8 protein-coding genes are annotated in these 14,219 nt (G+C 44.9%); 5 read left to right on the top strand and 3 right to left on the bottom strand.

What is annotated here, in order from left to right:
* Window positions 1-238: 238 nt before the first annotated feature.
* From AC3A14_RS04095 to pap, 4 genes are all read left to right on the top strand, one after another.
* Complete coding sequence (locus AC3A14_RS04095; RefSeq protein ID WP_318731383.1) at window positions 239-1,774, top strand: diguanylate cyclase domain-containing protein; 1,536 nt, start codon at window positions 239-241, stop codon at window positions 1,772-1,774.
* A 53-nt stretch (window positions 1,775-1,827) separates the two neighbouring features.
* Complete coding sequence (locus tag AC3A14_RS04100) at window positions 1,828-3,492, top strand: hypothetical protein (RefSeq protein WP_318731382.1); 1,665 nt, start codon at window positions 1,828-1,830, stop codon at window positions 3,490-3,492.
* 59 nt (window positions 3,493-3,551) lie between these two features.
* Complete coding sequence (locus AC3A14_RS04105) at window positions 3,552-4,622, top strand: metal ABC transporter solute-binding protein, Zn/Mn family (protein WP_318731381.1); 1,071 nt, start codon at window positions 3,552-3,554, stop codon at window positions 4,620-4,622.
* A 320-nt stretch (window positions 4,623-4,942) separates the two neighbouring features.
* Window positions 4,943-6,430 carry a polyphosphate:AMP phosphotransferase gene (gene pap / locus AC3A14_RS04110; protein ID WP_318731380.1) on the top strand — a complete coding sequence of 496 codons (1,488 nt, stop codon included), beginning with the start codon at window positions 4,943-4,945 and terminating at the stop codon, window positions 6,428-6,430.
* Between the two features lie 140 nt (window positions 6,431-6,570).
* On the opposite strand, the gene psaB is transcribed toward pap, so the two are convergent.
* Window positions 6,571-8,799 carry a photosystem I core protein PsaB gene (gene psaB / locus AC3A14_RS04115; RefSeq protein ID WP_271945369.1) on the bottom strand — a complete coding sequence of 743 codons (2,229 nt, stop codon included), beginning with the start codon at window positions 8,797-8,799 and terminating at the stop codon, window positions 6,571-6,573.
* A gap of 19 nt (window positions 8,800-8,818) precedes the next feature.
* Window positions 8,819-11,086, bottom strand: coding sequence for a photosystem I core protein PsaA (gene psaA / locus AC3A14_RS04120; RefSeq protein ID WP_318731379.1), 2,268 nt, complete (start codon window positions 11,084-11,086; stop codon window positions 8,819-8,821).
* Window positions 11,087-11,680: 594 nt separating this feature from the next.
* Between psaA and AC3A14_RS04125 the strand changes: the two genes are divergently transcribed.
* On the top strand, window positions 11,681-13,324 hold the full coding sequence (locus AC3A14_RS04125; protein ID WP_318731378.1) for a hypothetical protein: 1,644 nt from the start codon (window positions 11,681-11,683) through the stop codon (window positions 13,322-13,324).
* Window positions 13,325-13,331: 7 nt separating this feature from the next.
* On the opposite strand, the gene AC3A14_RS04130 is transcribed toward AC3A14_RS04125, so the two are convergent.
* A complete protein-coding gene (locus AC3A14_RS04130) occupies window positions 13,332-14,180 on the bottom strand; it encodes an EI24 domain-containing protein (protein ID WP_318731377.1) in 849 nt (282 codons plus the stop codon).
* Window positions 14,181-14,219 lie beyond the last annotated feature (39 nt).

Genomic DNA, 14,219 nt, shown 5'->3' on the forward strand with positions numbered 1-14,219 from the left:
AGTTGGGGGTTAGGGTCAGAGGTGAGGTAGGGGGCGATCGCGCAACCCATTGCTTGTGCGATCGCATGGCTGATTATTTGAACATGCCATATCATGAGAATTAAGATCTTTAGTCCTCTGAATCTCAGTTACTAAACTCTATCCCTTTACATGGCTTTAATCTTGATGATTGAGCCTGATAATTGAGAATTGTCTTTATAGTTAAACTTTGTAGCTTATACAACTCTTATTTAAAAACATGATTCAGTCTTTTAATTCTAACCTGTCTCCACAACTGTTAGTCGTTGATGATTTTACAGAAAATCTTCGACTACTGAAAACTGTTTTGCAACAGCAAGGTTATGAAGTTCGTTTAGCCGCTAATGGTAAATTTGCACTCACCAGTCTTGACCATTTCCAGCCTGATTTAATTCTTCTGGATATCATGATGCCTGAAATGAATGGGTATCTTTTTTGTCAAGAACTGAAGCAAAATCCCAAAACCTCTGATATCCCGGTCATTTTTTTGAGCGCTCTTCAAGAAGGAATGGATAAGGCTAAAGCATTTCAATTGGGAGGAGCCGATTATTTGACGAAACCGTTTCAAATGGAGGAACTGTTAGCTCGGGTTAAACATCATCTGGAATTAAGAGATTTACAACGAGAATTACAACTCAATAATAATTTTCTAGAGATCAAGAATAGACAATTGCAGAAAACTCAAGGAGAGATGAGTTTAATGTTAGATGTTACTAAAATAATCAATGATGTTTTTGATATTCAACTGGCTATTTCTCAAGTTTTAGATCGAGTCTGCCGTCATATCTTGTGGGATTATGCAGAAGCTTGGATTCCTAATCATGAGGAAACTTGGTTAACCTATATTCCTTGTCTAGAAACTGGAAGAGAGCAATTTCAAGAATTTCAAGAAAAAAGTGCCCAGATTGCCTTGGCTCCTAATCAAGGTTTGCCTGGTAGAATTTGGACATCTCAAAAACCAGAATGGATTCATGATTGTTGTGATTATTTAGATGATTTATGTGTGGGTAAAAAAATGGCTGAAAAGTCGGGATTTAAATCGGTTTTTGGTGTCCCTATTGTTGCCAACCAAAGAGTCTTAGCGATTCTAGTTTTTTATAAATTAAGCGTTGAAGATTGCCAGGATTATTTGGTGGATTTAATTCAAGCAGTTGTCAATCAATTAGCTTCACCTTTAGAAAAGTCGAAATTGTATCAAAAACTAGAAATAGCGAACCAAGAGTTAGAACGTTTAGCTAATCGAGATGGATTGACACAGGTAGCGAATAGACGCGTTTTTGATTCTGTATTAGAAAAAGAATGGTTGCGAATGAAACGGGAACAAAAATGCCTATCCTTGGTTTTGTGTGATGTAGATTATTTTAAGAAATATAATGATTTTTATGGGCATTTGTCAGGGGATGATTGTTTGATTGAAATTGCTGGTGCATTGACGAAAGCAGCGAGAAGACCAGGGGATTTGGTTGCTCGATATGGTGGAGAAGAGTTTGCTATAATTTTGCCCAGTACAAATCGGAATGGAGCTTGCGATGTAGCTCGTAGTTTACAGAAGGAAATGGCTGATTTGCAGATTATACACGAGGAGTCTGAAATCGATCGGTATGTAACGTTGAGTTTAGGAGTTAGCAGTGTAATACCATCCGATAAGTGGTCTGTAAAATCTCTGATTAATGCTGCCGATCAGGCATTATATCAAGCTAAGAAGTTAGGGAGAAATAGATTTTGTTGTCATCCTTTAGATAACGAGCTGTGTTGATTGATTATAAAGGTTTCCAGCGGAAGTATTGAGGGGAGACAACGGTCAAATTTATGAACCGCAAATTATGGAGGAAATACAAGAAATTAGTTTTTAGCATAGGGTGGATGGGTATTTTATGCTTGCTCAGTTATATTCTATTTTTGAATCTCTTTCTAGAAAGTATTAATCTAGAGCCTTTACCGGTATCTATTATTCAAGTTGCAGATCTCGATTGTCCTGCGGATTATTCAGTTCTGGAAACTAATCCGATCGCCGATTGGTATGGAAAAGAGGCTTATCCCTGGAGCGATCGCTTACCTTGGGGATGCGTGTATAATATTAAGGACTTTCCGGGAGAAAACAGCGATCGCCAGTTTGAGCAAGCCAAAGCAACAGCCATGGAACACGGGGGAGGAGTCATCTATTTTCCCACCGGAACCTATGAATTTTCCGAGGATCTGGTTTTAGACAATAGAATTATTCTGCGGGGAGAGCGTCCGAAGATAACCAACGCAAAATTCGATGACTTTCAACCCCGCTCCCGTTTGGTTTTCCCCGAGTATAAACCCCAGTTATCGGGAGAAGGAACTGCCAACGACACGGCATTTAAGACGATTCGTACGGCTCATCCTGAAACAGACAGTAATCTAGGGTTAGTCTATTTAGATATTAATCGCGCAGGAGTGCAGATTGTACCAGATTTGAACTCAGCAAAGAACCGAAATATCATCCTATTTGGGATTCGTAGTAATAATGTTGCCTATCCTGACAGTCGAGTACCCGATCGCTCTTTTCAAGATGCTTGGATGCGGTTTGCAAGTCGCTTTAGTGCCAATTTTAAAATTAATGGCTATGAACATATTTTAGTCGCCAATAATCGCATCAACGATCGGATTACCGATACTTATGAGCAACCGGGATATAAAGTGAAAGGACTGAAGAAAAAACAGATTATTACTTATGCTCAAGGTAGTCGTGTCCCTTTCGATTATAGCGCCCATCATGGGATTGCCGTGAATCGCTCTGGCCAGTTCGGTTTAGCAGAAACTCCCAGGACTCAACCTGGATTATTTCGTCACGGAATTACCATTCGAGATAATTGGATTTATCATACGATGCGCTCTGGGATTCAAGCTTCTGGTCAAGGATTGGTGATTAAAGACAATAAAATTTACGATAAACAGCGAAAGCAAGTGTGGACTCACCCGACAGGATTAGGTCAACCCAGAAATGCTAATACGTTTGAAAATAGAGGGATTGATTGGTCAGGACATCAGGTTACTATTGAGGGAAATGAGTATGAGGTGTATCGCCATCAAATTATGGATAATCGGTATTGGAGTGTGGATGGAGAAGGGATTTTAATTCAAGAGTGCTGTGGAGGAACGTCGGTTAAGGGAGCAGTGATTCGGGGAAATCAAGGTAATGCGTATATTGGCATTTATAAAATTCCTGAGATTGAAAATGTGACAATCGCGGATAATCTCCTCTTACCTGCTCCAATTGGGAAATCGAATATTTACGTCAGTGCCGATACCAATCGAGGAGCAAGTGGGATGAATAATGTCAGAATTGAAAATAATCAAGTCCATGGCAATATTGTAGTTAAGGCTTCTCAAGGAGGACGAGGAAATGCGATTATCAATAATCAGGGAACGGGTGAGAGTGTATTAGAGTTTTCTTGTCTAATTTCCGTGACCGGCAATCGTGGGTTTGAGGAAAAAGAGTGCCAATAAGCGAACATTTTTTTGCTCCTCCTGCTAAAATACAATGATAATCATTCTAATTTAAGTCCATGATCATTCCAGGAAAGAGAGTAAGTCAATTGGGGATCGCGGTTTTCACTGCCCTATCTCTCGTCAGTTGTGTTTCTAACTCCAGCACTGAACCCATTACAGGGCAAAATACAGCCGTTGTCGAAGAGCAAGACGGCTTGGAGGTAGTGACCACATTTTTGCCGATTACCCAATTTACGAAGGCAGTGGCGGGCGATCGCGCAGAAGTCATACAATTACTACCAACCAACATCGGCCCCCATGACTTCCAAGCCAAACCTGGTGATGTTCAGGCGATCGCCCAAGCGGATATATTGATTAAAAATGGGTTAGAACTAGAATTTTTCCTAGATGACCTCATTAACAATGCCGAGAATACCGATTTAATCATCGTTGATTCAAGTTCCGGTATTGAACCATTAAAGTTTGCAGAACAAGACCATGATGACCACGACCATGGTGATGAAGACGATCATGACCACGACCATGGTGACGAAGACGATCGCGACCACGATCATGACCACGACCACGACCACGACCACGATCGCGAGCATGGTCACCATGATCATGGAGAATTCGATCCTCATATTTGGCTCGATCCCAAACGAGCAATTGAGCAAGTCGAAAATATTCGTGATGCTTTAATTGCTGCCGATCCAGAAGGAACAGAAGTTTATACCCAAAATGCTGCTGCTTTTATCGAGGAACTGAAAAGCTTAGATGCTCAGATTACCGAACAACTGAAACCTTACGCCGGACAAACCTTTATCACCTTCCATGATTTTGCCAATTATTTTGCTCAGAGTTATGGTCTCAGAGCTGAATTCTTGGTAGACATTCCGGAAGAAAATCCCTCTCCTGAAGATGTGCGCCGCTTGATCGAAATTGTGCAAGCAGAACAAATTCAAGCCTTACTCCAAGAGCAGCAAGGAAACACTAAAGCCTTTGAAACTCTAGCTCAAGATCTCAAAATTGAAGTTAGTACATTTGATCCAATCGAAACAGGAGGTTCAACCAGTACTGAACCCACGATGTATTTGACGATTATGGAACAAAATGCAACTAATCTAGCTGACGCTTTAAATGAATAAGTTAACTATTCTGAATCCTGAAACCATTTCTTTCTAAGGTTTCCCCTAATCGATCATTAAGAGGCAAGGGGCACTCAGCCCCTTGTTAAGCGCAAGTGAGAGCAGGGAATTGAGTGTTGTAGGAGTGATATTCCATCATGAAATCTCTTCAGTTACCATGGGTTTAGCGTATCAAATTATATGTAAAAAGAATTAAGTCATTTCTCCATGTTGCCCAGGATAGGATATGGGTGCAAATTTAAAAATAAGCCAAAGGATTGGAAAAATCAGGAAGCGATCGCAGATCATAGAACGAGAACCATACAAGGATATATACACGAATGCTCAAGCAACTGGATCTCGATCGCTCTCTTGACAAGCACCGCTACAAAATAGAAATAGAAGATCTGATGCAACAGTTGCGATCGCTTCAACACGCCTGTTGGGAAAAAAAATTACCCATGATCGTCGTGCTTGAAGGATGGGCAGCCGCTGGTAAAGGCGCTCTAGTCAAAAAAGTGATTGGGTATATGGACCCCAGGGGATTTGCACTGCATCCCATTTGGCCGCCAAACACCGAAGAAAAAAATTATCCTGTCCTCTGGAGATTTTGGCAGAAAATCCCCCACTACGGCAGCATTGGGCTGTTTTACCATAGCTGGTATACCCATGTTCTCGAAGACCGGCTATTTAATCGTGTTCGAGAAGCTCAAGTTCCCGCTCTGATGCGCCATCTTAACGCTTTTGAGCGGCAAATGAGCGATGATGGTTGTGCGATCGCCAAATTTTGGATTCATCTGAGTAAAAAAGAACTCAAGCAACGGCTCAAAGCCTATGCCAAAGACACCCTCAATGCCTGGCGAGTGAGGGATGAAGATTGGCAACAGGTCAAACGGTATGACGACTATCGGATGCTGGCAGAAGAAATGATTATTCAAACCAGCACTGGGTTTGCCCCCTGGACATTAGTCGAAGGCAACTGTCAACGCTGGGCCCAAGTCAAAGTATTACAAACCGTAGCCGCTACCCTGCGAGAAGCCTTAGATCGCAGTCAAAGTCAACTCATTCCCCCTTCTCTTCCTCCCCAAGAGCATTTAGAACCCACAGAACCGGATTTCCTGGCGCGGGTCGATCTGAGTGCTTCCTTCTCTAAGAAAGAGTATCAGAAACGGCTAAAAAAAGCCCAGATGAGATTGCAAGAATTACAACTGAAGATTTTTAAGGCTAAATTGCCCGTATTAGCCTTATTTGAAGGATGGGATGCGGCTGGAAAAGGCGGAGCCATTAAGCGCTTAACCGATAATTTAGATCCTCGCAGTTATGAAGTCAAAGCCTTTTCTGCACCGACGGCGGAGGAAAAAATGCATCATTATCTGTGGCGATTTTGGCGAGATTTACCCACCGCTGGCAAAATTGGTATTTTTGACCGAACCTGGTATGGCCGGGTTTTAGTTGAACGCATTGAAGGCTTTGCTACCGATACTCAATGGCGGAGAGCCTATCGTGAGATTAACGAATTTGAAGCCATGTTGACCGATGCAGGGTATGTTTTGGTTAAGTTTTGGCTTCATGTAAGTCCAGAAGAGCAGTTAAAGCGCTTTGAGTTTCGCCAGGATGACCCCTTTAAGCAGTATAAGTTAACTGATGAAGATTGGCGAAACCGCGAAAAATGGGGACTATACGAGGTTGCAGTGAATCAGGCCATTGGCCGTACCCATACACCCAATGCTCCTTGGACAGTAGTCGCTGGCAACGATAAGCTTTATGCACGAGTGAAGGTATTGGAGTCTGTCATTGAGGCGATCGAACTGGGTTTAAGAAACCCATGATATCCCTCTTCTGTCACGTTGTGAAAAAGGAGTTTCAAATCCTGATTCCTTGATTATCCCTTTCCCTGCTGTATCGGACAACAAAACCCCCCACCCGAAGGTGAGGGGTTTTTATCAGTTAATGATCGGTCCAGAAGGATTTAACCGAACTTACCCGCAGTGGAGGCAATTAAGAAGGCTGCATAGGTGAGGACGTAGCCAACAGTGAAGTGAGCTAGACCAACTACACGAGCTTGAACGATAGACAGAGCAACGGGCTTATCTTTCCAACGAACCAAGTTCGCTAGAGGAGTACGCTCGTGGGCCCAAACAATCGTTTCAATCAACTCTTGCCAGTAACCACGCCAGCTAATCAGGAACATGAATCCAGTTGCCCAGACCAGGTGTCCGAAGAGGAACATCCAAGCCCAAACAGCCAGGTTATTCATGCCGTAGGGATTATATCCATTGATCAACTGAGAGGAGTTTAACCACAGGTAATCGCGGAACCAACCCATGAGGTGGGTAGAGGACTCATTGAACTGAGCCAGATTTCCTTGCCAAATAGCCAGATGCTTCCAGTGCCAGTAGAAGGTTAACCAGCCTAGGGTATTGAGCATCCAGAACATGGCGAGGTAGAAGGCATCCCAAGCAGAGATGTCGCAAGTACCACCACGACCGGGGCCATCACAGGGGAAGCTGTAACCGAAATCTTTCTTATCGGGCATCAGCTTGGAACCCCGTGCATCCAACGCACCTTTCACAAGGATTAAGGTGGTGGTGTGCAGACCAAGGGCGATCGCATGGTGAACCAAGAAATCACCAGGGCCAATGGGTAAGAACAGAGAGTTAGAGTTGTTATTAATCGCATCTAACCATCCGGGTAGCCAGAAGTTAGCGTGATTGGGGAATGCGGTATAAGCAATGCTGTCAGGATTGGACAGTAAAACATCCATTCCATACATTAACTTACCGGAAGAAGCTTGAACGAACTGAGCAAACACAGGTTCAATCAAGATTTGCTTCTCAGGAGTGCCAAAGGCAACCACAACATCATTGTGAACATACAGTCCCAGGGTATGGAAACCGAGGAACAAGGAAACCCAGCTCAGGTGAGAAATAAGAGCTTCTTTATGCTCAAGCATCCGAGCCAATACGTTGTTCTTGTTGGCTTCTGGATCGTAGTCCCGAACTAAGAAGATTGCACCGTGAGCAAAAGCCCCTACCATCAGGAATCCAGCAATGTACTGGTGATGGGTGTATAGAGCTGCCATGGTGGTGTAGTCCTTAGCCATGAAAGCATAAGGAGGCATGGCATACATATGTTGGGCGACTAGAGAAGTCACAACACCTAGACAAGCCAAGTGCCATCCCAACTGGAAGTGTAACGATTCGTTGTAGGTATCGTACATTCCTTTATGACCGTCACCGATCATGCCTCCAAAGGGGGTTCCTTTGGGAGGATTATGGGCTTCCATGATTTCCTTCATGCTGTGGCCAATACCCCAGTTCGTGCGGTACATATGTCCAGCAACGATGAAGAGAACTGCGATCGCCAAATGGTGATGAGCCATATCGGTGAGCCACAGAGACTCAGTTTGGGGATGGAAACCACCTAAGAAGGTTAGAATTGCGGTTCCTGCACCTTCAGATGTGCCAAACACATGACCAGCCGTATCTGCATTTTCCGCATATACGCCCCAGTTCCCTGTGAAGAAGGGAACCAAACCAGCCGGGTGAGGCAAAGTGCTAAGGAAGTTATCCCAGCCCACGTGCTGACCGCGAGATTCGGGGATTGCGACGTGAACTAAGTGACCGGTCCAAGCCAGAGAGCTAACACCGAATAAACCAGCCAAGTGGTGATTCAGACGGGATTCAGCGTTCTTGAACCAAGACAAGCTAGGACGGAAACTGGGCTGGAGGTGTAACCAGCCAGCGAACAGCATCAACGAAGCTAGAACCAAAAGGAAGATCGCTCCTTGATACAGATCGCCATTCGTCCGCATTCCAATGGTGTACCACCAGTGGTAGACACCAGAATAAGCAATGTTTACAGGGTTAGCAGCACCAGCTTGAGTGTAAGCATCGATCGCTGCTTGTCCAAATTGTGGGTCCCAAATCGCGTGAGCAATGGGACGGACATTGAGAGGATCTTTGATCCACTGTTCAAAGTTACCTTGCCAAGCTACGTGGAACAGGTTGCCAGAAGTCCACAGGAAGATGATTGCCAGATGACCGAAATGGGAGGCGAAAATCTTTTGGTAAAGATTTTCTTCCGTCATTCCATCATGGGTTTCAAAATCGTGGGCGGTAGCTATCCCGTACCAGATCCGACGAGTTGTGGGATCTTGTGCGAGGTCTTGGCTAAACTTGGGGAATTTCGTTGCCATGTTTAAGTCCTTCTCGACCTCATCCTACTGCAATAATGCGAGCCAGGAAGAATGCCCAAGTAGTGACAATTCCTCCCAAGAGGTAGTGGGCTACCCCTACAGCGCGACCTTGAATGATACTCAAGGCGCGAGGCTGAATCGCGGGTGCGACTTTGAGCTTATTATGGGCCCAAACAATTGATTCAATCAACTCTTGCCAGTATCCACGACCACTAAAGAGGAACATGAGACTAAAGGCAAAGATGAAGTGACCAGCTAGGAACATAATGCCATAGGCGGACAAAGCAGACCCGTAGGACGTAATTACTTGAGACGCTTGCGCCCATAAGAAATCACGCAACCAGCCATTGATGGTAATTGCACTTTGGGCAAAATTACCATTAGTGATGTGGGAAACGGTTCCATCAGAGGATACACTTCCCCAAACATCCGATTGCATCTTCCAGCTAAAGTGGAAAATTACAATGGACAGGGAGTTGTACATCCAGAACAGACCCAGGAAGACATGATCCCATCCTGAGACTTGACAAGTACCGCCCCGACCCGGACCATCACAGGGGAAGCGGAAGCCCAGATTGCCTTTGTCAGGAACTAGACGAGAGCTACGGGCATAGAGAACACCTTTGAGCAGGATGAGTACCGTAACGTGGATGGTAAAGGCGTGGATGTGGTGAACCATGAAGTCGGCTGTTCCCAGCGCGATCGGCATCATAGCTACTTTTCCACCAACAGCTACGACATCACCACCAAAGGCAGGACTTACACTAGCCAACGCATTGGGGGCTGTGTTGCCAGGAGCTAGATTATGTAGATTCTGTACCCACTGAGCAAAGATAGGCTGAAGTTGAATTGCCGTATCCGAGAACATATCTTGGGTACGACCTAACGCACGCATGGTGTCGTTATGAACATACAAGCCAAAGCTGTGGAAGCCTAGCCATATGCAAACCCAATTGAGGTGAGAGATAATTGCATCCCGATGACGAATCACCCGGTCTAACAAGTTATCAACATTTTTCGCAGGGTCGTAGTCACGAACCATAAAGATAGCTGCGTGAGCGCCCGCGCCGACAATCAGGAATCCCCCAATCCAAACATGGTGAGTAAACAGGGAGAGTTGAGTCGGATAGTCTGTAGCGATGTATGGATACGGAGGCATCGCATACATATGATGAGCCACAATGATACTCAATGATCCCAACAACGCTAGGTTGAGTGCCAGTTGAGCGTGCCAAGAGGTTGTGAAGATTTCATACAATCCCTTGTGGCCTTCTCCAGTGAAGGGGCCTTTGTGAGCTTCTAGGATTTCCTTCATGCTGTGACCAATACCCCAGTTGGTGCGGTACATATGGCCAGCAATGATAAAGAGGACGGCGATCGCCAGATGGTGATGGGCTGTATCAGACAACCACAATCCACCAGTGACCGGATTGAGTCCACCTTTGAAGGTTAAAAAGTCACTGAAAGCACCCCAATTCAGGGTAAAGAAAGGCTGGATTCCACCGAGACCTCCCCACTCTACACTGGGGTATAGTTCCGTCATCAAGCTGGGATTGAGAATAAACTCATGGGGCAAGGGAATATCCTTGAGAGCTACTCCAGAATCCAACAACTTGTTGATCGGTAAGGAAACGTGGATTTGGTGACCGGCCCAACCGAGGGAACCACAACCGAGCAGTACAGATAGATGATGGTTCATCATCGACTCCACATTCTGGAACCATTCCAGTTTGGGAGCTGCTTTGTGATAGTGGAACCAACCGGCAAATAACATTAAGCCAGCCATCACCAACCCACCAATCGCGGTGCAGTAGAGTTGGTAAGAGTTGGTGAAGCCGGAGGCTCTCCAGAGTTGGAATAACCCAGAGGTAATTTGGATTCCGTGGAATCCACCACCAACATCACCGTTAAGAATATCTTGGCCGACAATGGGCCAAACCACTTGGGCACTCGGTTTAATTCCGAGAGGATCGCTCAACCAAGCTTCATAGTTTGAGAATTTAGCACCGTGGAAATAAGCGCCACTTAGCCAGACAAATACAACAGCTAAATGACCGAAATGGGCACTAAAGATTTTTCTAGATACGTCTTCTAGATCGCTGGTATGACTATCGAAATCGTGAGCATCGGCGTGAAGATTCCAAATCCAGGTTGTGGTTTTGGGTCCTCTAGCTAGGGTTCTGTCAAAATGACCCGGCTTGCCCCATTTTTCAAATGAAGTGGGGACTGGGTCTTTATCGACGACCACCCTCGCCTTTGCTTTTTGCTCCTTTGGGGTAGTTGTCATTGAGACTCTCCTCTCTTTAGACAAGTAGCGTCATTACAGAACGCTAGGCACTACTTAATAGGGTTAGTTCTGTGAGGGACTTTAACGTGGTTTTGGGATCTATTCGGCGATCTCTTGATGTTCAAGATTAGATTTCTTGATGTTCAAGAGCGGTTTTTTTTGAAGATGTGGGGCTATGTAAAGCTTTGTTACTGAATTTGAGGAATTTTAATTTCCTTACTCAGGACATTGCCCTTTTATAGCCTTTTCTCTTTGATCCCGATACTCCGAAGGTTTCACTAGGATCAAGCGATCCAGAAGGTCACCGGTTTTAAGTAGTGTACTGACTGTGAATTATAGGACTTGTCTTCCCTTTGAGGAAGCTACTTAACAATAATTCAAATTTGCCTTCATCAAGTGTGGGGTTAAATCTTCAGATAGCTTTTTGTTCAAAAAACAGAACAAAAGTCAATAATCTATCAATAATATTTACAAAACTCAATGGAATGAAGGAGACCCAGTTTAGAGACTTCCAGGTTGGTGATAAAATAGCGCTGTACTTTAACGTGCAAGGGATTAAGGATGTCGGTGTTGCATCAGAAAATCGGGAAACGCATGATTTCAAGCCTCTTAGGACTCATGTTAGTGCTGGGTCTATCCCTGGGAGTGGTCAGTTGTGGGGATCAAGGAAGCCTCAATCTCCCCAATCCCACCTCCGGGATCTCCAATCCTCTTAAGCGGGAAGTTCCCTCCAAAATCGCTGAAGTCTCGCCCCCAGAAGCCATCCAAAAACTACGGCCAATTCTCGAAAGCTACCAACCCCAAGTCACAATCCTCAATCCTCAACCTGAGCAAACACTCCAAGACACCACCTTTACCCTAAAACTCGAAGTTCAAGACTTACCCATACATAAAGACCCGAATCTAGCTCTAGGACCTCACCTGGAAGTGACCCTAGACAACGAACCCTACACAACCCTTTATGACCTATCCCAACCCCTTAGGTTTAGCAACCTCAATCCGGGAACCCATACCATTAGAGTATTCGCCACCACTCCCTGGGGAGAGAGCTTCAAAAATGAAAGTGCTTACGCCCAAACCACGTTTCACGTCTTTACGCAAACTGAAGACCAAATCCCTAATCCTGACCTTCCCCTGCTCACCTACAGCAATCCCATCGGTACGTATGGTGCCGAACCCATTCTGTTAGATTTCTATCTCACCAATGCGCCTCTGCATGTTGTCGCGCAAGAAAATTCAGAGGACAATATTCTAGACTGGCGGATTCGGGCATCGGTAAATGGAGAAGAGTTTATCCTCGATCGCTGGGAACCTTTGTATCTGAAAGGATTTGACCGAGGCAAAAACTGGGTCAAACTGGAAATTCTAGATGAACTGGGTAACCCGATTAACAATGTTTTCAATACCACTGCTCGGTTGGTAACCTACGATCCTGAAGCCACGGATACCCTGTCTCAACTGATTCGAGGTGAAATTAGTGCTGAAGTGGCCCAAGGTATTGTCGATCCAGACTATATCACTCCTGCTGTACCAGAGACGGAAGTTTTAGAACCGCAGGAAGAACCAGTAGCGGCGGAGGAAGAAGTTCCGGAAACTCCAGAGGTAGAGGAAGAGGTTTTGGAAACTCCAGCGGTAGAGGAACCTGTAGAAGAAGAGGTTGCTGAAACTGTGGATGTGGAAGAAGAGAGTCTAGAAACTCTAGAGTCAGAACCGATGGAAACGGTAGAACCAGAAGAAATCATACTGGAATCTTCAGGAGTGGAAGAGGAAGCGGAACCAGTTGTTAGTGAAACTCCAGTATGGCGTAAGCAACTAAATCTGAATCAGTGGCGAGATCGCCTAAAATCCAAATGGAACCAACTTGATGTTAAGTCTATTAATCCCTTTGGTAATAAAGCTGTAGAGCCAGAAGAGACTTTGGAAATCACCCCTGAATCTCCGGTTGTAGAAGAGGTGATTGAATCCCCTTCTGAACCCGAAACTATAGAAGAAGAAATTGAAACGCCAGAACCCGAAGTTATAGAAGAGGAAATCGAGACTCCAGAAGCGTTAGAAGAAGAAGCTCAAGAGGCGATCGAATTTCCCGATTTAGTCGATTCTGCGCCTTTGGAAGAATCGATAGCTCCTATAGAATCTCCTCCCCTGGAAACCTTGACTAACCCTTCAGAAATGGAAGCATCCGAGTCGGAAGAAATGCTCTCTACTCCAAGGATAGAATCAATGGAGCGCGTTAACTAGAACTGCTCTATTCCCTAGTACCAATCGCTATATCCGATCGCTCTTGGGTAAAATGATGGGGCCAAATGCGATCGCAGAACAATAGAGTGCCACCAGACACACAAAGGGGAACCGTTAAAATATTGATAAACGGAACACTCACCAATCCAAAACACACTAAGCCAAACGTGGCACTGGCGGGAAACGTGCGCCAAACTAAGGTTAACTTTTGCCGAAAGGGAAGCTTGCGGCGCTCTAGAGGGGAATCAAAAAAATCTAGGCAAACGAGGGTTGTCGCTAGGGTTAAACTGCCGATGCTAAAGAGCAGCGTTCCGATCGCCGGAATAAAGTTAAATAGCAATAAGGGAATACCAGCGATCGCCATCAACAGTAGTTTTTTTAACTCAAACAGGATGGCTCGCCAAATATCCTGGGCGATCGCCAACGGATGAGTATTGATCTGCGGCAGTTGTCCCAGGCGTATTTTCTCAATTTGTTCCGATAATTGACCATACCAGGGAGACCCTAAAATTGCCCCAAACTGAACCAACAAAAAGCCCGTAACCAGGAATAACACCAACAGTACCAAAGCATTCAACAGCCAATGCAAGACAACTGTGAACCCGGTCAAAAATCCTAACCATATCGGTAAACTAGCGATCCAGTCATTCCATTGAAGCGTCCACTGCTGTGTCAGAGTATTCACCAGTTCCAAACCTGGGAAAACTAAACCCACATAGAGCGCAATACCAATCAAGATATTGATTAAAATCGGCACAATCACATAACCGCGTAATTTAGGTGTACTCACCAATAAGGCCAAAGCCCGAAACGGGTAAGTTGCTCCAGCAATCAATCCCATGGGAAGATTAAACATAGCGATCGCACCTTATCGTAAATCCAGAGAGAGCATCAC

The organism is Roseofilum sp., assembly GCF_982964205.1.